At 74.8% G+C, this 20513-nt stretch carries 20 protein-coding genes; 5 read left to right on the forward strand and 15 right to left on the reverse strand.

Features of this window, described 5'->3' with window-relative positions; translation table 11 throughout:
* Positions 1 to 30: 30 nt before the first annotated feature.
* Positions 31 to 1164 (reverse strand): geranylgeranyl reductase family protein, encoded by a 1134-nt coding sequence (locus ACFT41_RS20140; RefSeq protein WP_377589374.1) that lies wholly within the window; start codon positions 1162 to 1164, stop codon positions 31 to 33.
* A 155-nt stretch (positions 1165 to 1319) separates the two neighbouring features.
* Here ACFT41_RS20140 and ACFT41_RS20145 point away from each other — a divergent pair, with 155 nt between their 5' ends.
* Positions 1320 to 1556, forward strand: coding sequence for a hypothetical protein (locus ACFT41_RS20145; protein ID WP_377589373.1), 237 nt, complete (start codon positions 1320 to 1322; stop codon positions 1554 to 1556).
* Entirely contained in the window at positions 1532 to 2965 is a 1434-nt protein-coding gene (locus tag ACFT41_RS20150; protein WP_377589375.1) for an MFS transporter, read from the forward strand. The genes ACFT41_RS20145 and ACFT41_RS20150 overlap by 25 nt, the downstream gene beginning before the upstream one ends.
* Positions 2966 to 3043: 78 nt before the next feature.
* On the opposite strand, the gene ACFT41_RS20155 is transcribed toward ACFT41_RS20150, so the two are convergent.
* The 3 genes from ACFT41_RS20155 to ACFT41_RS20165 all read right to left on the reverse strand — a co-directional run bounded on the left by ACFT41_RS20155 (position 3044) and on the right by ACFT41_RS20165 (position 6879).
* Complete coding sequence (locus tag ACFT41_RS20155; RefSeq protein ID WP_377589372.1) at positions 3044 to 3727, reverse strand: hypothetical protein; 684 nt, start codon at positions 3725 to 3727, stop codon at positions 3044 to 3046.
* Positions 3728 to 3743: 16 nt separating this feature from the next.
* Complete coding sequence (locus ACFT41_RS20160; RefSeq protein WP_377589371.1) at positions 3744 to 5531, reverse strand: DUF4012 domain-containing protein; 1788 nt, start codon at positions 5529 to 5531, stop codon at positions 3744 to 3746.
* An 88-nt stretch (positions 5532 to 5619) separates the two neighbouring features.
* Positions 5620 to 6879, reverse strand: a complete 1260-nt coding sequence (locus ACFT41_RS20165) for a glycosyltransferase family 4 protein (protein ID WP_377589370.1) — start codon at positions 6877 to 6879, stop codon at positions 5620 to 5622.
* A 114-nt stretch (positions 6880 to 6993) separates the two neighbouring features.
* Between ACFT41_RS20165 and ACFT41_RS20170 the strand changes: the two genes are divergently transcribed.
* The gene (locus ACFT41_RS20170; protein WP_377589369.1) at positions 6994 to 7548 is read left to right on the forward strand and encodes a low molecular weight phosphatase family protein; all 555 of its coding nucleotides are present in this window, start codon (positions 6994 to 6996) and stop codon (positions 7546 to 7548) included.
* Here ACFT41_RS20170 and ACFT41_RS20175 read toward each other — a convergent pair.
* From ACFT41_RS20175 to ACFT41_RS20225, 11 genes are all read right to left on the reverse strand, one after another.
* A complete protein-coding gene (locus ACFT41_RS20175; protein ID WP_377589368.1) occupies positions 7529 to 9004 on the reverse strand; it encodes a polysaccharide biosynthesis tyrosine autokinase in 1476 nt (491 codons plus the stop codon). The genes ACFT41_RS20170 and ACFT41_RS20175 overlap by 20 nt on opposite strands.
* A gap of 324 nt (positions 9005 to 9328) precedes the next feature.
* On the reverse strand, positions 9329 to 9535 hold the full coding sequence (locus tag ACFT41_RS20180; RefSeq protein WP_377589367.1) for a hypothetical protein: 207 nt from the start codon (positions 9533 to 9535) through the stop codon (positions 9329 to 9331).
* A 41-nt stretch (positions 9536 to 9576) separates the two neighbouring features.
* Positions 9577 to 9882, reverse strand: coding sequence for a hypothetical protein (locus ACFT41_RS20185; protein WP_377589366.1), 306 nt, complete (start codon positions 9880 to 9882; stop codon positions 9577 to 9579).
* Positions 9879 to 10322 (reverse strand): DUF1622 domain-containing protein, encoded by a 444-nt coding sequence (locus tag ACFT41_RS20190; RefSeq protein ID WP_377589365.1) that lies wholly within the window; start codon positions 10320 to 10322, stop codon positions 9879 to 9881. Before ACFT41_RS20190 ends, ACFT41_RS20185 begins: the two co-directional genes overlap by 4 nt.
* A 38-nt stretch (positions 10323 to 10360) precedes the next feature.
* On the reverse strand, positions 10361 to 10948 hold the full coding sequence (locus ACFT41_RS20195; RefSeq protein ID WP_377589364.1) for a TMEM165/GDT1 family protein: 588 nt from the start codon (positions 10946 to 10948) through the stop codon (positions 10361 to 10363).
* 212 nt (positions 10949 to 11160) lie between these two features.
* Positions 11161 to 12126 carry an L-histidine N(alpha)-methyltransferase gene (egtD, locus tag ACFT41_RS20200; protein WP_377589363.1) on the reverse strand — a complete coding sequence of 322 codons (966 nt, stop codon included), beginning with the start codon at positions 12124 to 12126 and terminating at the stop codon, positions 11161 to 11163.
* 55 nt (positions 12127 to 12181) lie between these two features.
* A complete protein-coding gene (egtC, locus tag ACFT41_RS20205; protein WP_377589362.1) occupies positions 12182 to 12931 on the reverse strand; it encodes an ergothioneine biosynthesis protein EgtC in 750 nt (249 codons plus the stop codon).
* Positions 12932 to 12962: 31 nt separating this feature from the next.
* Positions 12963 to 14294, reverse strand: a complete 1332-nt coding sequence (gene egtB, locus ACFT41_RS20210) for an ergothioneine biosynthesis protein EgtB (protein WP_377589361.1) — start codon at positions 14292 to 14294, stop codon at positions 12963 to 12965.
* Entirely contained in the window at positions 14291 to 15526 is a 1236-nt protein-coding gene (gene egtA / locus ACFT41_RS20215) for an ergothioneine biosynthesis glutamate--cysteine ligase EgtA (protein WP_377589360.1), read from the reverse strand. Before egtA ends, egtB begins: the two co-directional genes overlap by 4 nt.
* A 126-nt stretch (positions 15527 to 15652) precedes the next feature.
* On the reverse strand, positions 15653 to 16456 hold the full coding sequence (locus tag ACFT41_RS20220) for a hypothetical protein (RefSeq protein ID WP_377613949.1): 804 nt from the start codon (positions 16454 to 16456) through the stop codon (positions 15653 to 15655).
* A 15-nt stretch (positions 16457 to 16471) separates the two neighbouring features.
* Complete coding sequence (locus tag ACFT41_RS20225; RefSeq protein WP_377589714.1) at positions 16472 to 17101, reverse strand: RNA polymerase sigma factor; 630 nt, start codon at positions 17099 to 17101, stop codon at positions 16472 to 16474.
* A gap of 537 nt (positions 17102 to 17638) precedes the next feature.
* Here ACFT41_RS20225 and ACFT41_RS20230 point away from each other — a divergent pair.
* Entirely contained in the window at positions 17639 to 19033 is a 1395-nt protein-coding gene (locus ACFT41_RS20230) for a protein kinase (protein ID WP_377589713.1), read from the forward strand.
* A 122-nt stretch (positions 19034 to 19155) separates the two neighbouring features.
* Positions 19156 to 20418 (forward strand): nucleotide sugar dehydrogenase, encoded by a 1263-nt coding sequence (locus tag ACFT41_RS20235; protein WP_377589712.1) that lies wholly within the window; start codon positions 19156 to 19158, stop codon positions 20416 to 20418.
* Positions 20419 to 20513: the final 95 nt, after the last annotated feature.

A 20513-nucleotide genomic window follows, 5' to 3' on the forward strand; every position in this document is an offset into this window, starting at 1 on the left:
GGGTCGAGGAGCCCCGGCCCGCCGACGTCGTCACCGGGCCGGTGGGAGCCGGTCCAGCAGCGCCAACGCCGCGCGCACCGGCAACCGGTTCAGCGTCTCGTCGAAGCTCGCCCGCCCCAGGCAGAACCGGACGAACATTCCCCACCCGGCGGGGGTGGCCAGCAGGGCGTGGAAGACGTCCGGCCGGCGGGAGAAGACCTCCAGCAGCCGGTGGCCGGCGCGCATCGACGGCGCCAGGTCCCGGTCCACGGCCCGCCGGTAGCCGTCCAGGTCACCGTCGACGACGGCCGCCCCGGCGAGCGCGCCGGAGCGCAGCGCGTAGCTGATGCCCTCCCTGCTCCACGGCTCCAGCAGGCCGGCCGCGTCGCCGGCCACCAGCACCCGGCCGTGACGCAGCGGCGAATCGGCGGCCCGGCACCGGGTCAGGTGCCCGGAGTCGTGCTCCGCGTCGACCCCGGACAGGCCGAACCGGTCGACGAAGTCGCGCAGGTACGCCCGGGTCCGCTCCCCCGCGCCCCGGCCGGCGATCACCCCGACGGTCAGCGTGTCGCCCTTGGGGAACACCCAGGCATAGGAGCCGGGGATCGGCCCCCAGTCCAGCAGCAGCCGGCCGCGCCAGCGGCGCCGTTCCGCCTCGGGCACCGGAAGTTCCAGTTCGAGGCCGAGGTCGACCTGCCGGAACCGCACGCCGACGTGCCGGGCCGTCACCCCGGAGGAGCCGTCGGCACCGATCACCGTACGCGCGTGCACGACATCGCCGTCGGCGAGCCGCAGGCGTACCCCGTCGGGGTCCTGCTCCACGGCGCGGACCGCGACCCGCTCGCGCAGCTGCGCCCCGGCGGCGACGGCGGCGGCCCGCAGCCGGTCGTCGAACTCGTCGCGGCGCACCATCGCGACCAGCGGCCCGGCGGCGTGCCGGCGGGTGAACTCGCGCCGCCCGTCGCGGGTGAACGTCACCCGGTCCACCCGGTCGTGCGCCGGCACGTCGATCCGGCCGGCGACGGCCGCGAGGGACGTGCCGATCAGCCCGCCGCCGCAGGTCTTGTACCGAGGGTGCGCGGCGCGCTCGACGACCAGGGTGCGCAGCCCGGCGGTGGCCGCGACGTGGGCGGCGGAGAGCCCGGCGGGGCCGCCGCCGACGACGACAAGGTCCCAGTTGATCACGGTTGCAGCCTAGGGCACGGTCCGCCGGAAAGCGGGCCGGCGCATCCGGTACGACGCGGGCCGAATCCGGCGCCGGCGGGCATCAACGGCAGGGCGGCGGGTAACCGCGCAGCGCAGTCCCGCCCGCCGCGCGGGCGGTCACCGAGGAGGAAGCCATGCAGCAGGTGCGGCTGTCGGACGTCGAGGAGCGGGTGTACGAGGCGGTGGCGGCGCTGGAGGTCCGCGGGCAGGTGCCCTACCCGGACCTGATCGCGCAGGAGTCGGGCCTGACCGAGGAGGAGGTGCACGCTCCTCTGCGCCTGCTGACGGAGAAGAACCTCCTGCACCGGGAGGACTCCCCCCTGGCCGGGCTCGACTTCGGCCCGCGCTGGTGCGCCCGCCAGATGGCGTGAGCCGTCCGGCGGGTCGGGTCGACGAGCGGCGCCGCTGGCAGGCGCTCGGAGTCGGCCTGGTCGCCGCCTTCATGACGCTGCTCGACGTGAGCATCGTCAACGTGGCGGTCCCGTCGATCGACCGCGCGCTGGGCGCGACGCCGAGCGACCTGCAGTGGGTGCTCTCCGGCTACGCCCTCACGTTCGGGCTGGTGCTGGTGCCGGCCGGGCGGTTCGGCGACGTCCGGGGCCGGCGCAACGCGTTCGTCCTCGGGATCGCCCTGTTCACGCTGACCAGCGCCCTCGCCGGGCTGGCCCAGTCCCCCGGCTGGCTGGTCGCCGCCCGGTTGTTGCAGGGAGCCGCCGCCGGGATCGTCAACCCGCAGGTCACCGGTCTGATCCAGCAGCTGTTCCGGGGCCCCGAACGCGGCCGGCCGTTCGGGCTGCTCGGCGCGACCATCGGCATCTCCACCGCGATCGGGCCGCTGCTCGGCGGGCTGCTGATCCAGGCCGGTGGCGAGCAGGACGGCTGGCGGTGGGTCTTCTTCGTCAACGTCCCGGTGGGGATCGTCGCGATCGTCCTCGGTTGGCGGCTGGTTCCGGCGCAGCCGGCCGGGGCAGCGCGGGGGCGGCGGCTCGACCCGGTCGGGGTGCTGCTGCTCGGCGTCGGCGTCGTGCTCCTGCTGCTGCCGCTGGTGCAGGGCGAGCAGTGGCGCACCCCGTGGAAGTGGGGTCTGGTCCCCGCCGGCCTCGCGGCGCTCGCCGCCTTCGGGCTCTGGGAACGCCGGTATGCCAGGCACGGCGATCCCCTGTTCGACCTGCGGCTGTTCGGCTTCCGCTCGTACGCCCTCGGATCGCTGATCGCGCTGGTCTACTTCGGCGGGTTCACCGCGATCTTCTTCGTCCTCACGCTCTACCTCCAGAACGGCCTCGGCTACCACCCGCTGGTCGCGGGCCTGGCCATCACGCCGTTCGCCCTCGGCTCGGCCGCCGCGTCCGCGATCGGCGGCCGGATCGTCGACCGGTACGGCCGCCCGCTGGTCGCCGTCGGCTTGCTGGTCGTGCTGCTCGGCCTGGGCGCGGTGGTGTTCGTGCTGCGCGGCGACCCGCAGGGATCGGTGCCGCTGCTGACGGCCGTGCCGCTGCTGGTCACGGGGCTGGGCAGCGGCCTGGTCATCACGCCCAACCAGACCCTCACCCTGGCCCAGGTACCGGTGCCGCAGGCGGGCAGCGGCGCCGGCATGCTCCAGACGGGCCAGCGGATCGGGTCGGCGGCCGGCATCGCCGCCGTCGGCTCGGTCCTGTTCTCGGGGCTGTCCGGCAACGGTGGGGACTGGTCGACGGCGGTGCGGCGCTCGCTGCTGCTGGCCATGGGGATCATCGCACTCGCCCTGCTCGCCGCCCTGTTCGACAAGAAGCGGACGGGGTGACGGCGACGACGGTGCCCGCCCAGGAACTCCCGGGCGGGCACCGTCTTCACGGCCCGGGCACTGCCCGGCTCGGCGTGGTCAGCGCGTCGACCCGCCGAAGCGTCCCCGGCGACGCCAGGCCAGTCCGGCGAGCATCAGCACCACACCGACCCCGAGGAGGCCACCGCCGACTGCGAGGGGGGTGCCCAGGTTGTCGCCCGTCACGGGCAGTTTGCCGCCGTGCGGCGGCCAGGGCTTGTACGTCGGGTGGTACGTCGGCGACGGCGACGGCTGGGGCTGCCCGAGCACGGTCAGCGTGGCGCTCGCCGTCCGGCCCGTGGTCTGCCCGACTGCGGTGAACAGGTACTGCCCCGGCGTGTCCGGCGTGTAGGGGGTGGTGAACGTCCCCGCCGCGTCGGTCACCACCGTGAAGTGCGTCGGGGCGGCCGCCCGGAACGCCACCGGCGCCATCGCGACGGTGCTGCCGTCGCTGCGGCGCACCGTGGCCTGACCGGGCAGGCCGGCGGCCAGCGGCGTGATCGTCACGGTGATGTCGACGACCTCGTTCGGCCCGAACCCGGCGCCGGTGAGGGTGACCGTCTGACCCACGTTGACCGTCGACGGGTTCACCGTCAGCACCGGGGGCTGTGGTGGATACGGCGTCGGCTGTAGTGAGCCGGTCGGCGACGGTGTCGGCTGCGGCTGCGCCGCCCCCGCCGCGGTCGGCGCGGCCACGACGGCAAGGCCGATCGTGAGCGCCATGATGATGCGGGATAGCCGCATGATGGGTTCCCTCCTACTAATCGCAGTGTGGTGCGGAATCAATGTGGGTGGTCCATGGGGTGGCGGTCGGGGTGAGCCAGAGGTCGCCGTCGCCGCTAGCGCTGCCCGTCCTGCCGGTCAGCACGTCCACCTCGAGGGTCCGGGTGGCGCCGGGGCGCACCTCGACGTTGGCGATGACGGCCTGCCGGCGCCGCTCGGTACCGCTGCCGACGGGCACCTCGGTGCCGTCGAGCCGGGTGCGCAGCACCGCACCGCCGGCCGGGCTGTAGACGGAGACCAGCGTGCGGGCGGTGTACGGGTCGCCGGCGAGACCGAGGCCGAGCACGGATCTCGACAGCCCGCGCTCCGGCGCGGTCGAGTGCAGCGTGAGGCGCATCCGCAGCTCGCGACGGCCGTCGGGACGGCACGGCCCGACGGTCAGCGTCGCGGCCTGTCGCAGGTAGTAGCCGAGCTTCGCGCCGCTGCCATCGTTGAGGAACACGCCGACCGTGGGCACGTCCTCGTGTTCCGGCAGCGAGCCGGCCAGCCGGTGGCCCTCGATGATCCGCTGCTCCTCGGGGTGGGCGCTCCAGAACAGGACGCGCCGTTCGGTGATGGCCCGGTCCAGCGCGGACAGGTACGCCCGGGGGTCCATGTCGCGGGTGAAGAACGTGTCGAAGGCGGCCGCCGCCGAGGCGGCGAAGAACTCGTCCTGCTCCACCGCGTCCATCCGCTGGTACGCGTCGGAGAGCAGCGTCCGCACCGCCTTGTCGCCGACCAGGGTGGTGTGGCCCGGCACCGGGACCGGGCCGGTGGCCTTGAGCAGGTAGGACAGCACCACCGGGTCGACCGCGAGGACGCCGTCGACGGTCTCGCCAGTGCGTTCGCGGTACATCTGGCGGTACAGCGCGGCGGCGGTCGGGAAGTGCGGGGTCAGGTTGACGTCCGCCGGGTACATCCCCGGCAGGTCGGTGTAGAGGTTGCGGATCTCCGGCTTCAGCTTCAGGGGCGGATCGAAGAGCCCGAGCTGGGCGCTGGTGCCCTGGGCGTCCAGCCGGAGCTGGCCGTCCCTGGCCTCGATCACGGCGTACGCGCCGAACATCCCGCCGGTGGCGCGCAGCTCCGCCGGGTTCTGGGACACCATCAGGTAGCTGCGGGGGCCGGCCGTGCCCAGCAGGGGCGGCAGCAACTGGGCGGCGCGGTCGGCCGCCCGGGTGAGCGTGGCCAGTCGGTCGATCTGCGTACGCAGCTCGGTCACCGCGTCGCGCACCGGGTCGATCAGGGCGGCGGTGGGCACGGCGACGAGGCGGGCGCGGGTGCGCTGGACCGCCTGGTCGGTGGCGGTGAGTTCCGCCGCGACGGCCTTCAGCCGGCGCACGTCCAGTCGCCCCTTGCCGGGCAGCAGGGTCGACAGGTCGGTGCGCAGCAGGGTGGGGAACGCCTCCCGGGCGAGTTCGTCGATCGCCACCGCGATCTGGCGCACCGCCACGACGTCGTCCCCGGCGTACGGGGCGTGCTGCCCGGCCCGCCAGCCCGGGTCGTCGGTGGCGTCACGCGCCGCGCCGGCCTGCTCCTGCAGGGCCGACAGGGTGCGCTGGGCCCGCTCGGTGTCGGCTCCCACCACCTCGGAGCTGAGCTGCTGGGCCAGGGCAGCGGCGTTGAGCAGGTGGGTGCGGGCCTGCCAGCCCCGGAAGCCCACCCAGCCGGCGCTCAGCAGCGCCACCGAAACGACGACCAGGCCGGTGAGCAGGGCACGACGCGCTCGTGCCCTGGCGCGGCGCCGGGACCGTCGCCCTCGGCGGCGGGGCTGCTCAGTTTCGCTCAACGTCAGCTCCACTCAGAAAACGGACATAAACGACGATTCATCATTTTTTAGCACGCGCTTCACCCGCTTCGCGGCGTTATAGCGGTTTTTACGCCAGAGGTTCCGGACGTCGCGTCCGCGCGGCGGCCCGGCGGCTGCGCCGCGCGGCGACCGCCTCGTGGAGCAGCCGCTCGACGCGGTCCACCCCGCCGCGCAGCGACATGTCCCGCAGGTACGCCTCCCGGCCGCGCCGGCCCATCTCCAGCCGGGCCGCCGGCGGGATGGTGGCGGCCAGCCAGAAGCGGTCGGCCAACGTGGCCCAGTCCTCCGGCGGGCAGGAGAGCCCGGCGCGGGCGCGCTCCACGATCTCGACCGTGTCGCCGCCCGCCGACGCCACCACCGGCGCCGCACAGCCGAACGCGGCCTGCAGCTTGCCGGGGACCGTCCCGCGCAGCTCCGGCAGGTCGCGCAGCATCACCAGCTGGTAGTCGGCGGCGGCGTAGAGGTCGGACATCTCCAGGGGCGAGCGCCGCGCGACGAAGCGGACGTTGTCGGTGCCCAGCTCCGCGGCGAGCCGCCGGACCCGCGCCTCGCCCGGGCCCGAGCCGACCAGGACCAGGTCCATCGTGCCCCGCAGCGGCGCGGCGGCGCGCACGGCCGTCTCCAGCCCGTGCCGGGTGCCGATGGTGCCGGCATGCATCACCGCGCAGCGCCCGTCGCCCCGGACGAGGCGGCGGGCCTCCCGGGTCGGCTCGGCCGGGTGGAAGAGCCGCTCGTCGGTCCAGTTGAGCACCAGCCGTACCCGCCCCGGATCGGCGCCACCGGCGACCACCAGGTCGCGCATGCCGGGCGCGGCGACCGCGACGAGGTCGGCGGAGCGATAGAGCCGCCGGGTGGCCGCCGCCACCCGGGCGCACCAGGGCGTCGGTGCCGCGCCCTGGACGTCCAGCTCCGGGTGTACGTCCTGCACGTGCAGCACCGTCGGCACCGCGCCCAGCAGCCGCAGCAGGCCGGCCGCCGCGAAGGTCGCGGCGGGAAGCTGGTGAACGTAGAGCGCGTCGACGCCGGCCAGGTGGCCCCGCCCGATCGTCCCGGCGCTCGCGGCGAAGGAGAGCCAACTCGCCACGCGGGCGCGTACTGAGGCGTCCCCGCCCGACCAGCGCGGCACCCGCCGCACCGTGAGCCGCTCGCTACGGGTCTCGTACCGCCACCGCTGCCGCCAGCCCGGATAGACCTGACCGCCGGGATAGTCCGGGAAACCGGTCAGGACCCGGACCTCGTGGCCACGCGCGGCCAGCTGCTCGGCGAGGCTGCCGGGGACGAATGCAGGCTCCGGCGGGAAGTGGTACGACAGGATGCCGATCCTCATCGGGTCCCCACACCGCGGCGATGACCCACCGGCGCGGCGAGAACACGGAACGTGCCGGCAGACGCATACGATTCCCCGGGCTCCACCGCGACCAGAACGCTGGGAGGATCGACGATGGCCGACCGCATCCTGTTCGTCTGCCACGCCAACCTGTGCCGCTCGCCCATGGCCGAATACCTGGCTGCCCAGCTCATGGAGAAGCTGCCGGTCGAGGTGGCCAGCGCCGGCACCGACGCGGTGAACGGCCGCCCCATGCACCCGTACGCGGCCGAGGTGGCCGCCGAGACGGGGCGCGACCCGGCCGGGTTTCGCAGCCGGGCGCTGGCCCCCGCCCACCTGGCCGACGCCGTGCTGGTGCTGACCTCCACCCGGCGCCAGCGGTCGGTCTGCGTCTCGCGGCTCCCCGCCGCCCTGCACCGCACCTTCACCCTGCGCCAGTTCGGTCGGCTCGCCGCGGCGGCCGCGACGCCGGAGGGCACGGTCGTCGGCGCCCTGCGGGCGGCGGTGCGGGCCGCGGCCCTGGCCCGGGGGCTGTTGCAACCGGCCGACCCGTCCGAGGACGACCTGCTCGACCCGATCGGCGGCGGGCCGGCCAACTTCCGGCGCTGCGCGCAGGAGATCGAGCGGTCGCTGGCACCGGTTGCGGCACTCATCGAGGCAGCCGGGTGAGTTCCTGCGTCGGGTCGGGGAGCGGCTGCTCGGGGCCGGGGAACGCGCCGCTGCGGGCGGCCGGCGCGGTGTCCGCGCGGCTCGGCGGGGCGGAGACCGACGCAGCCGGCGCCTCCACCCGGTAGCTCTCGTACTGATAGCTTTCGGCGCGGCCGAGCTTGGCCATGTTCAGCACGCAGCCGAGCAGCCGCACGGAAACCGCCTGGAGCGCCTGCGCGGCGGCGCCGACCTGAGCGCGGTCGGTGCGGCCGTAGCGGCTGACCATCAGGGCCCCGTCGGCCTGGACGGCGACGACCACCCCGTCGGTGACGGTACGCAGCGGGGCGGTGTCGATGACCACGATGTCCGCCGACTCCCGCAGCACCAGCAGCAGGTCCGCCATCGCCTTGGAGCCGAGCAGCTCGCTGGGGTTGGGCGGCACCGAGCCGGCAGGCAGCACGAGCAGGGACTTGTCGCCCCACCGCTGCACCACGTCGCCCACGTTGACGTCGCCGAGCAGGACGTCGGTCAGCCCCACGCCGGCTTCCATTCCCAGGTACTCGGCCACCTTCGGCCGGCGCAGGTCCGCGTCGACCAGGGCGACCCGCCAGCCGGCCTCGGCGAGGGCGATGGCGAGGTTGCAGGAGAGAGTGGTCTTCCCCTCCCCCTGCAGCGCGCTGGTCACCGCGATCACCCGGGCTGGCTCGTGGACGTCGACGAAGCGCAGGTTCGTCCGCAGCTTGCGCACCGCCTCGGCACGGGCGGAGCTGGCCGCGCCGCCGACGATCAGCGGGGCGGTGCGGGCGGCGGCGTCGAACGGGATCTCGCCGAGCAGCGGGCTGCCGGTGGCGCGCTGGAGGGTGGCCGAGTCCCGCAGTCGGGTGTCCAGCCGTGTCCGCAGCAGCGCCAGGCCGATGCCGGCGAGCAGCCCGGCGAGCACGCCGAGGGCCAGGTTGCGGGTCGGGTTGGGCGACACCGGGCTGGAGGCGACCCGGGGGCCGCTGATCACCTCCACCTTGACCGGGGCGGGCCGCCCCTCGCCGGACGTCTCGACCTCCTTGACCAGCTCGATGAACTGGGCGGTGAGCGCCTCCGTCAGCCGCAGCGCGCGGGTGGCGTCGGTGTCGGTGACGGTGCCCCGCAGCAGGACGGTGTCGGGGACGGTGGCGGCGGTGACCCGCGCCTGGACGTCCTCGGCGGTCAGCCCGAGCGGGGTCTTGCCGACGACATTCTGCGCCAGCCGGTCGCTCTGCAGCAGGTCGGCGTACGACTTGACGCGCTGCTGCATGAAGAAGTTGCCCTGGTAGGCGTCGGAGACGCCCTGGTTGGGGGTGGTGACGAAGAACGTGACCGAGGCCGCGTACCGGGGCTGGGTCCGGACCGTGACCAGCGCGGCCACGGCGAGGCCCACCATGACGGAGAGAAGGACCACCCACCAGCTGCGCCGGACGGTCCGAAGGAAATCGCGAACGTCCATCAGCCGGGAAGCCCCCGTCCGATCCGTGGGGTCGACATGTCAAGCACCAAAGCTCCCTCAGCAGTCACGGGGCGGCCCTTCACTCCGCCGACCCCACCAGCGCATCCGGTCAAACAGACTGTAAAGGATTCAAACGCACGAAGGCGGCAATAAGCATGAATCAGGCACTCGCGCAATTGCCGCAGCCCCTCCTCACACTGGAACAACTCGGTTCGGACGCCAAGGTGACGTGAGGGCCGGCGCGGCGGACGACCGCGCGCGGCTCCACGGCCGGGCGCGGCGGCGGGCTCTCGGACCAGCCGAAGGCAGAACCCGGCCGGTGATTCAGCGGCGGCGCTCGGCCGGCTCGTCCTCCCCGGCCTGTTCCGTCTCCTCGCTCACCGCGTCGCTGAACGGCTCGGTGAGGTCGTCGCCCGGAACCGCGACCTCCTGGGCCAGGTCCTGCTCGTCGGGCCGCCCGCCGGGCGGCGGCGCGGGGGCGGTGGCGCCGCCGGCGAAACCGTACTCGTTGGGCTCGTCATGCCGACTCATACCTGATTCCTCCCGATGTCTCCGAAAACGCCTCTTGTCGCTCACGGTAAGGCGTGCTCGTCTCCTCCGCAGCGCGGTCGGCGTTGTCCGACGACAGGTCGCCGCGACCCGCCCGCCGGTGCCGTGGCGGCCAGCACCCGCCACAGCGCGGTGCGCAGCGCCACGATCGCGGCGGCCCCCGCCAGCTGCGTCCATCCCTGGTCGCCGGCGAGGCGGAGCAGCCCGGCCGCGGTCAGCAGGTCCAGCAGTACCCTCAGCGCGCGACGCCACGAGCCGGTCGACACCAGGGTCGCCAGGCCGGTGAGCAGCGCCGCGGCGGTCACGACCGACGGCAGCGTGGCGGTCACGTCGGGCCTGCGGGCCCGGGGGCCCCGGCGGCCGGCGGGGCCCCCGGCGGCCGGGCGGCGCAGGACGTGTCGGGCGACGGGGTCGAGCACCCGTCGGCGCCGATCTGGCGCTGCTCCTGGGCGATCTCGCGGCGGAGGAAGAAGTTCAACGCGGTCCGGATCGTGGCGATGGCCGCGAGCTTGCCGATCTGGTCGAAGGTCGGCGACACGGCGGTACGCAGGATGTCCGCGGCGAGCTGGAACTCCAGCCCGAGGGTGAGGAACCGGCCGAGGGTCAGCCGGATGGGGGTGAAGACGGCGGCGCTGCGGTGTCGCAACCCCTCGACCACGAACCGCAGCGCCGCCCAAACCGCGCCGACGAAGATGACCGCCGCCCCGGCGACCTCCACGACGGCGACCACCAGGTGGTAACCGGTACGCAGGATGTCGTCCCACCTCACCCGGGGGCGTTACCCGGCCCGCCGGGTGGTAGTCGCCGTCAGTTGAGCTCGGCGACGGCCTCGAAGATCAGCCAGAGGCCGCAGATGGCGAAGAGGATCGCCGCGCCGTAGCGGATCGTGCGCTCGGGCAGGTGCCGGCCGAGCATCCGCCCGACCAGGATCGCCAGGGCGTCGGCGGCCACCATGCCGAGGGTGGAGCCGAGCCAGGTGCCGAACCAGCCGTACTTGGTGGCGAGGGTGATGGTGGCGAGCATCGTCTTGTCGCCCAGTTCGGCGAGGAAGAACGCCACGCCGACCGCGACGACGGCGGACCTGCCGCCGCGCTCGGCCTTGCGCTTCTCCTCCTCGGTGAGCTTGTCCCCCCGCAGCGTCCAGGCACCGAACCCGAGGAACGCGAGGCCGGCGATCAGCGAGATCCAGCCGGTGGGCAGGGCCGCGCCCAGCCCGTAACCGATGGCGACCGAGGCCAGGTGGACCACGGCGGTAGCGACCGTGATGCCGATGAGCACCGGGATCGGCTTGAACCGCGTGGCGAACGTGAGCGCCATCAGCTGCGACTTGTCGCCCAGTTCGGCGACGAAGATGACGCCGAAGCTGACCACCAGCGCGACGAGAAAACCCTCCATGACACCCTTCCCGATGACGCCGGGCCGGGGTGTGGGGCGCCCTCGACCCGGCTGTTGTAGACAGCCTGGGTCGAAGGTCTCGCCCGCCCCACCGGGAGTGGGGCCGCGTGGCCGGATGCGGAACGCACCAGTGTGTCGACCACGACATTGGGGGCTACTCCCCTTCGCGCCCCCACCCTACCCCACCAGGGGCGGGGTGGGAGCGCGGGGCGTCAGTCGGCGCGCGCCAGGGTCACGCCGAACAGGCCGTCGACGTCGGTCCAGAACTCGCGGGCGGTGAAGCCGGCGGCGGCGAGCTCCGCAGCGATGCCCTCCGGGCGGAACTTGGCCGACACCTCCGTGCGCAGCTCCTCCCCGGCGGCGAACTCCACGTCGAGGTCGAGCACCCGGGCCCGGACCGGCCGCTCGGCGCGCAGCCGCATCTCGATCCACTCCTGCTCCGGGTCCCAGAGCGCGACGTGCGCGAACGCCTCCGGGTCGAAGTCGGCGCCCAGCTCCCGGTTGACCACCCGCAGCACGTTGCGGTTGAACTCGGCGGTCACCCCGGCGGCGTCGTCGTAGGCGGGAACGACGACCGACGGGTCCTTGACCAGATCGGTGCCGATCAGCAGCCAGTCGCCGGGTTCCAGGGACGCGCGCATGGCGGCGAGGAAGCCGGCCCGCTCGGCGGGCAGCAGGTTGCCGATCGTCCCGCCGAGGAAGATCACCAGTCGCCGGCCGCCGGTGGGCAGCCGGTCGAGGTGGCGGGTGAAGTCGCCGACGATGCCGCGTACCCGCAGGCCGGGGTAGTCGGTGGCGATCTGCTCGGTGGACTGCCGCAGGGCGCTGACCGAGACGTCGAGCGGCACGAAGGTGCCCAGCCCGCCGCGCCGGGCGAAGGCGTCCAGCAGCAGCCGGGTCTTCTCCGACGAGCCGGAGCCCAGCTCGATCAGGGTCTTCGCCCCGGTCAGCGCGGCGATCTCGCCGGCCCGCTGCGCCAGCACGGACCGCTCGGCCCGGGTCGGGTAGTACTCGGGCAGGCGGGTGATCTCCTCGAACAGCTCGCTGCCCCGGGCGTCGTAGAACCACTTCGGCGGCAGCCACTTCGGCCGCGCGGTGAGCCCTTTCCGTACGTCGTCGCGCAGGCTGCGGCCGAGGTCCTGCTCCTCCAGGTAGATCTCCAGCGGTTCCGCGCTCATCGGGTGTCCCCTCCGTCGGTCGTGTCGTTTCCCACCTGTGCGGGCCGGTCGCCGCTCAGCCGACGGCCAGGGCGTCGACGCGTGCCCCGGCCGTCGTGGCCTCCACCAGCCGCCCGTCCGGCACCGCCTGCCAGCCGGGATCGTCGTCGTGCGGCTCCGAGGCCAGCAGCACCGCGCCCGGGGCCTGCCGGACCGACAGGGCGTGGCCGGCGGCGCTGGCCACGACGGTGCGCCCGTCGGTGAGCAGCAGGTTGAGCCGGGACCCGGGGGCCGCCGCCGCGACCTCGGTCACCGTGCCGGCGACCGCCCGCGCCGGGTCCTCGCCCGCCCGCAGCCGGTGCCGCACGAGGGCCCACAGCAGCGCGGAGTCGGTCGGCGCGTCGAGGGTGAGCAGGTCGCGTACGGGCAGCCGGCCGGCGAGCGCGGCCACCGCGTCGGGCCAGCCCCGCACCACCCCGTTGTGGCTGAACAGCCACGGCCCCTCGGCGAACGGGGCGGCGGCGGTGTCGAGCACCGGCATGCCGACCGTGGCCGACCGGACGGCCGCCAGCACCGCGCCGCTGGTGGTCGCCGCCGCCAGCCCCGGCAGGGTCACGTCGCCCCAGATCGGCGTGCCCCGCCGGTAGCGCACCGGTTCGCCGCCGTCGGGCGGGTACCAGCCGACGCCGAAGCCGTCGGCGTTGACGGTCCCGCCGCCGCGCATGTCCCGGGGCGCCCAGGACTGCCGCACCAGGGAGCGCGGCGGGTCGTACAGCAGGGCACGGAGGCTCACCGACGGCCCGACGTACGCCAGGTGCCGGCACATCAGGCGGCCCCGGCGGCGGCGTGGCCGGCCCTCACCGGCCCAACTCGTCCGGCCGGGCGTCGCGGGCACAGCGAAAGCCGCTGAATATCTGCCGCCGGATCGGGTAGTCCCAGTTGCGGAACGTCCCCCGGCAGGCGGCCCGGTCGGTGCCGAACGAGCCGCCGCGCAGCACCCGGTAGTCGTCGCCGAAGAACACCTCCGAGTACTCCCGGTACGGGAACGCGGCGAACCCGGGATAGCCCCGGAACGTGCTGGACGTCCACTCCCACACGTCGCCGATCAACTGGTGCACGCCCAGCGGCGACGCCCCGGCCGGATACGCGCCCACCGGCGCGGGCCACAGGTGCCGCTGCCCGAGGTTCGCCTGCTCGGCGGTCGGCTCCCCGTCGCCCCACGGGTAGCGGCGGGACCGGCCCGTGGCCGGGTCCCAGCGGGCCGCCTTCTCCCACTCCGCCTCGGTGGGCAGCCGCTTGCCGGCCCACGCCGCGTACGCCTGCGCCTCGTACCAGCACACGTGCACCACGGGCTCGTCGTCGCGCACCGGCGACCACCGGCCGAACCGCTGGTACGCCCAGCCGTCGCCGTCGCGCCGCCAGTGCATCGGGCCGGTCAGCCCGGCCTCGGTGCGGTGCGCCCAGCCGGCCTCGCTCCACCAGCGCGGGTCGTCGTACCCGCCGTCGGCGATGAACTCGCGGTAGCGGCCGTTGGTGACGGGGGCGGCGTCGATGGCGTACGCGGGCAGGCGCACCGGGTGCGCGGGGCGCTCGTTGTCCAGCGCCCACGGATCGGTGGAGGTGCCCATGGTGAACTCCCCGGCCGGGACCAGGACCTCGTCGGCCACCCGGACGCGCGGCTGCGGTGGGTCCGGGGCGTGCAGCACCGGCGGGCCGACGCGCAGCTGGTGGGTGGCGAGCATCGTCTCGTCGTGCTGCTGCTCGTGCTGGACGATCATGCCGAAGGCGAACCCGTCGGCGACGAGCGGCCGGTCGGTGAACGGCACCCGGTCGAGCAGGCCGTACACCTTGTCCCGCACGGTGGCCAGGTAGGCGCGGGCCTCGGCGGGCGGCAGCAGCGGCAGCGCGGGGCGGTCGCGGCGGGGCTGCTTGAACGCGTCGTACAGGTCGTCGATGTCCCGGCGGACGGGCTCACGCCCGCCGACGTCCCGGACCAGCCAGAGTTCCTCCTGGTTGCCGACGTGGGCGAGGTCCCAGACCAGCGGGGACATGATCGGCGAGTGCTGGCGCATCAGGTCGGCGTCGTCGACGGCCTCGGTGAGCCCGGCGGTCCTGGCCCGGGTGCGCTCCAGCTCGGCGGCGATCCGGGCGCGCAGTTGCTCCGCGCCGAGCTCGTGGATGGTGGTCACCGGGGTCCCCTCTCCGCGGCGGCCAGCCGCCGCCGTAGTCCTCGGGTCGTCTCGTCGTGCAGGTCGGCCGGCAGGTCCAGGCGCGGCAGAGCGGCCAGCGCCAGGTCGAGCAGGTCGGCGGCGGCCCGCGCCAGCGGCGGGTCTCCGAGGCCGTGCCGGGCCGCCTCGTGCCACCGGTCGGCGACCGGCGTGGCGGTGGCCACCGCCTGGTGCACGGTGCCCGGGTCGGCGAAGAGCGCGGCCAGCACCGCCAGCGGCAGCCGCCAGTCCGGCCCCGGTTGGGCGTCCAGGTAGCGGACCTCCAGGTAGCCGCGGGGGCGCACCACCGGGAACAACGTGCTCAGGTGGTAGTCCAGGTCGTCGGTGGTGGGCGGCCGGGGCAGCGCGCCCGCGATCCAGTCGCCGAAGCTCACCCCGGGCGGCGGGGTCCAGTCGGTGTCGTCGTCGCGCAGGCAGAGCAGCGGGGCCGCCAGCGCGTACGCCGTCCAGGCCGCCACCGGGTCGGCGTCGGGCCGCTGCGGCGACCAGACAGGGCGGGTGCGGGCCGGGTCGATGGCCAGCCAGGCGGCCATCCGGGCGGACGCCCACCCGGTGCGCCGCCCGGCGTGCCGGCCGGCGGTGGCGAACGCGGCGAGCAGCGGCGGGCCGACGGCGTGCGCCGCCGCCCAGCGGGCGGCGACCTGGTCCGCCTCGCCGGAGTCCAGGCAGACCTGGAGGCCGGCGGTGCTGTACATCATGGTCCGGCCGGCGGGGCCGCGGCGGTCGAACACGCACCGCATGGCGTGGTAGCGCGGGGTGTCGACGACCGGTCGGGGTAGCCGCCACGGGTCGATGCCGGTGCGCCCGAGCATCAGGCCGGCGGCGCGAAGCAGGTCGGTGAGCTGGGCGATGTCGGCGTCAGTGGCGTCGATCAACGCGGCGACCGAGGATCGCGGCGCGGTGGAGATCTCGAGCTGGCCGCCGGGCTCGACGGTCACGGTGCTGCCGTGGCGGAGCGGTGCGACGGGGCTGGCGTCGTGGATGGTCGGGGGGCTGTGCGGCCCCAGGGCCGCCCGGAGTCGCTCCCGGTCCACCGGGCGGGCGGGGTCGGCGGCGTCGTGCACGGTCCATTCCAGTTCGACGCCGGTGTGGGTCGGCGGGCCCGTCTTGAAGCAGATCCTGGCGATGTGCCGGACCGCGTCGTCCACCCCGCGCAGTGGGGTGGTCCGGTCCAGCTCCGGTGACGTCACCACGAGACGATTCCCTCCCTCGGCCGGGGCGGAACACCGTGACCATCGCCGGCCCCGGCGTCCGCGCTGCGACCATCTTCTGTCTAGCAGACGAATTCCGCTCGCCTTGCCGTAACAGATGTTTCGGAATCAGCCCTGGGCGGCGGTGCCGGCGCCCGGGGTCGGGGTGACTTTCGGCGCCGGGCGGCCGGTGCGCGGGGGGCGGGGGGCGGGCGTCCCTCCGGGATCGACGTCGGGGACCAGACGCCGACAGAAGGCGTCCACCTCGGTGGCGCCGCCGGCGGCGGCGACCAGGGGCGCGTACGCCGGGGTGGTCAGCGCCTTCGCGCGCTGCGCGACCGGCTTGGCCAGGTACGACCGACACAGGCCGGGCAGTCGCGCGACGACCGTGGGGCGCCCCGGCCCGGGGGTGCCGCCGGGCGTCTGCGGCGGCGCGGCCCCGGCGGACGCGCTCGGCCCGGGGGTGCCCGGCGGGGCGCCGCCGGCGGGGGCGGAGGGCGTGCCGGCGGGGCCCGACCCGGTGGGGCCTGGGGCGCCCGGGTCCGAGGCGGTGGGGCCGGCCGGCGCGGTGCTCGGGGCGGGCGACGCCACGGGCTCGTCGGCGCGGTCCAGCCCGACCGCGGCGACGGCGACACCGGCGGTCGCGGTGGCGGCGACCGCGCCGATCCAGGCGACCGCCCCGGTCCTGCGGCGACGCCCCCGGGGCGACCGCGCCGGGGGCGGTGCCGGCGCGGTGCGGGCGGCCCGGAACGCGGCCAGCGCCGCTTCCTCGCCGGCGAGTTCGCGGGGGTGGGCCGGTCCCGCCGCCGCGGCGAGCAGTTCGGCCAGGGGGTCGGCGGCGGGACGGCCGCCGCCGCGCGCGGCGTCGAGGAGCCGGCCGGACTCCGCCCGGTCGGCGGGCAGGTCCAGCCGGTCGGGCTGCCGGAAGCTCATCGGTTCCCCCTCACGTCAACCGTCCGCCGGCTCGACGGACGGGGCGCCGGACGCCGGCCGGACGGGGCGGGGACGGGGCGGCGTCGCGCGCGAAGCGACATCCGGGGGCAGGTCCTGGCGTTGCATGAGCGTGGCGAGGCGGCGCAGCCCTCGGTGGGCGGCCGTGCGCACCGCGCCGGCCCGCCGGCCGAGCACCCGCCCGGCGCTCTCGGCGTCCAGGCCGATCACCGCGCGCAGCAGCACCGCCTCGGCCTCCCGGGGCGGGAGGGTGGCGATCAGCGCCAGCGCGGCTTCGGTGCTCAGGGTCTCGCCGGCCCGCTCGGCTGTGTCGGCGTCGCCGGCCAGGTCGTTGAGCGCCTGTACCGGCACCGGCAGCGAGGGCCGGCGGCGCTGCCGGCGCAGGTGGTCCATGGCCCGGTTCCGGGCGATGGTGACGGTCCAGGCCCGGAACCCCCCACCCGTGAAGGTGGGCAGGTCGCGGGAGATCTGCAGCCAGGTCTCCGACGCGACGTCCTCGGCGTCCGAGCCGACCAGCGCGGTCAGGTAGCGCAGCAGGCCGGGCTGGAGGCTGCGGTAGAGGAACCGGAAGGCGTCCTCGTCGCCGGCCTGCGCCGCGACGACCGCCTCGATCAGTTCATTCGTCATGGGTACGCCGTTCCCGGCGCCCGGCGTCGACGGGCGGCACGTCGGCATCGACGCACGGCACCGACCTGGTCCGGCAGCCGGACCTCCTCCCGCACCAGCAGCCCCCGCTGACCCTGATCACGCCCGACACCGTATGCGCCCGGACGGCGCGTGCGGACCGCCGCCCGGCGCGGCCGTCGGCGGGCGCCGCACCCGGGGAGCCAGTCGCGCTAACGCTAGGAGCGAGGTGCCGGGCGAACAAGTCAATGATCCGGGAGGAAAGAGTGAGAATTCTCAAACGGAGAACACGGCGAGTCGCTGTGACACGACGCGGGCTGCGGACGCCACCCGTCTGCGTGGGCCGGGCAGGACATCCGTGACCGCCGCCGTTCGGGCAGGCCATTGCACCGTCACCCGCAACGCGTGACAGGTGGTCGCGAGTCGATCACAGGCTATCCGGGCGAAGCGATGCCCGGCCACCCCGGCCACCCCGATGCTCCGCCCGGCCCGGCCGGAGCGCGAGAAGTGGGCCGAGCCCGCTCTGGGTACGGTATTGCTGTGTTGTCTTCGGGAGTCGTACTCAGCGGTCGGTACCGCCTGGACGACCGTGTCGCCACCGGCGGCATGGGTGACGTCTGGCGGGCCACGGACCGGATCCTCGGCCGGCGGGTCGCGGTCAAGGTCCTGCTGCCGGCGCTGGTCTCCGACCCCGACTTCATCGCCCGGTTCCGCGCCGAGGCCCGCATCATGGCCGCCCTGCGGCACCCGGGCATCGTGCAGGTCTACGACTGCGGCGAGGACGACCTGCCCACCGGCGGGCGGGCCGACTACCTGGTGATGGAGTTCGTCGAGGGCGAGCCGCTGTCCAAGCGGATCGAGGCGGCGGGGCACCTCGGCGTGGCCGAGACCATGTCGATCGTCGCCCAGGCCGCCCAGGCGCTGCACGCGGCGCACGCCGGCGGCATCGTCCACCGCGACGTCAAGCCGAGCAACCTGCTGGTGCAGGAGGACGGCACCGTCGTTCTGGTCGACTTCGGGGTCGCCCGGTCGACCAACGTCACGAGCATCACCAGCACCAACGCGGTGCCGGGCACCGCGCTCTACATGGCCCCCGAGCAGGCGGCGGGCCGGCCGGTCTCCGGGGCCACCGACATCTACGCCCTCGGCGCGGTGGCCTACTGCTGCCTGACCGGCGGGCCGCCGTTCACGGGCGACAACCCCTTGCAGGTCGCCGTACGGCACCTGGACGACGAGCCGCCGGAGCTGCCGCGCGACATCCCCGGGCCGGTGCGGGACCTGGTGTCCCGCGCCCTGGCCAAGGACCCGGCGGCGCGGTACGCCACCGGCGCGGCGATGGCGAGGGCCGCGCAGGCCACCATCGCCGACAGTTCGGCACCCACCAGCACCGTGCCGATGACGCCGCGCGCACCGGCGGGCGCCCGGAACGGGATGGACAGCACCCGGGACGACCTGCCGCCGGTGCGGCTGACGGCCACGCCGATGCGCGCCTCCATCGGCCGCACCGGCCGGCGCGGCACCCTGGTCGGCGCGCTCGTGGCGGTGGCGGTCGCGGGGGTTGCGCTGGCCGCGGCGCTCGGTGCCGCGCACAACGCGGACGCCCCCGCCACGAACTACGGGCCGACCGCGCCGGCGGCCGTCCCGACGCCGGGGTCCGACGACTCGGCCGCCACCGAGGAGGCCGCGGTCGAACAGGACCGCACGGCCCGGCCGGGCACGGGCCGCCCGCCGGCGTCGGCCACCCCGACGCCGACCCCGCAGCCGAGCGAGTCGGCCGCGCCGGAGCCGACGGGCGCGCCGCCGACCAAGCCGGTCGACCCGCCGCCCATCACCAGCGCGCCGGTCGATCCGCCGCCCACCACGGCGAGCACCCCGGCCGACCCGCCCCCGACCACGGCCAGCACCCCGGCCGACCCGCCGGCCCAGGCAGACTGACCCCGATCCGACCGGTCGGCGGCCGCCCACCGACCCCACCTTCACCAAATCGGACTTAAAACCCAGAGGCCCACTTAAGCTGACGATGAGGTACGTTCCGTCGTCTGCTGCGGGAGCCATGGGTGAGTGCTGAGAAGTTGGTCGTCATCGGCCAGGGATACGTGGGCCTGCCCCTGGCCATGCGCGCCGTCGAGGCGGGCATGGACGTCGTCGGCCTCGACGTCAACGCCGACCGGGTCAAGCGACTCGCCTCGGGCGAGTCCTTCGTCGAGGACATCCCCGCCGACCGGCTCGGTCGGGCGCTGGGCAGCGGGAGGTACCGCCCGAGCACCGAGTACGCCGACGCCGGGGGCTTCGACATCTGTGTGATCACCGTGCCCACCCCGCTGCGCGACGGCGTACCCGACCTGAGCTACGTCGAGCAGGCCGGCGGCGGCATCGGCCCGCACGTGCGGCCGGGTTGCGTGGTGATCCTCGAGTCGACCACCTACCCCGGCACCACCGAGGAACTGCTCCGGCCGCTGCTGGAGGCGGCCAGCGGGCTGACCGCCCCCGGCGACTTCCACCTCGGCTACAGCCCCGAACGGATCGACCCCGGCAACCCGACCTGGAAGCTGGAAAACACCCCGAAGGTGGTCTCCGGCGTCGACGCGGCCTCCCGGGATCGGGTCGACGCGTTCTACCGGCGGCTGGTCGAGCGGACCGTGCCGGTGGATTCCACCCGGGTCGCCGAGCTGACCAAGCTGATCGAGAACACCTTCCGCCAGGTCAACATCGCGCTGATCAACGAGCTGACGATGCTCAGCCACCACCTCGACATCGACGTGTGGCAGGCGATCGAGGCCGCCGAGACCAAACCGTTCGGGTTCATGCCGTTCCGCCCGGGCCCGGGCGTCGGCGGGCACTGCCTGCCGATCGACCCGTGCTACCTGTCCTGGCAGGTCAAGCGCCGGCTGGGCCGGCAGTTCCGGTTCATCGAGCTGGCCAACGACGTCAACCACGAGATGCCCGAGCACGTCACCCAACGGATCATGAACGGGCTCAACCGGGCCGGCCGGGCGGTCAGCGGGGCCCGGCTGTTGCTGCTCGGGCTGGCGTACAAGCCGAACACCGGCGACATGCGCGATTCCCCCGCCGTCGACGTGGCCCGCCGCCTGCAGGCCCTCGGCGCCGAGGTCCGGGCGGTCGAGCCGTACGCCGAGCCGCACCACCTGCCCGGCGGGGTGGTCGTGGTCGGCCTGACCGAACGCGAGATCCGCGAGGCCGACGCCGTGGTGGTGGTGACCGACCACGACTGCCTCGACTACGACCTGGTGGTGCGGCACGCCCGGTACGTCTTCGACACCCGCAACCGCTGCCATGGCCCGACGGTCGAACGCCTCTGACGGGCCGTACCCCGCGCAGCCGGCGGCAGCGCGGGCGAGCGTCGTGGCGAGCTTCGTTAAGAAGGGGCCCCTGCTCTACATAAAGCGTTGACAAG

The organism is Micromonospora sp. NPDC057141 (genome assembly GCF_042670805.1).
Classification (GTDB): domain Bacteria; phylum Actinomycetota; class Actinomycetes; order Mycobacteriales; family Micromonosporaceae; genus Micromonospora.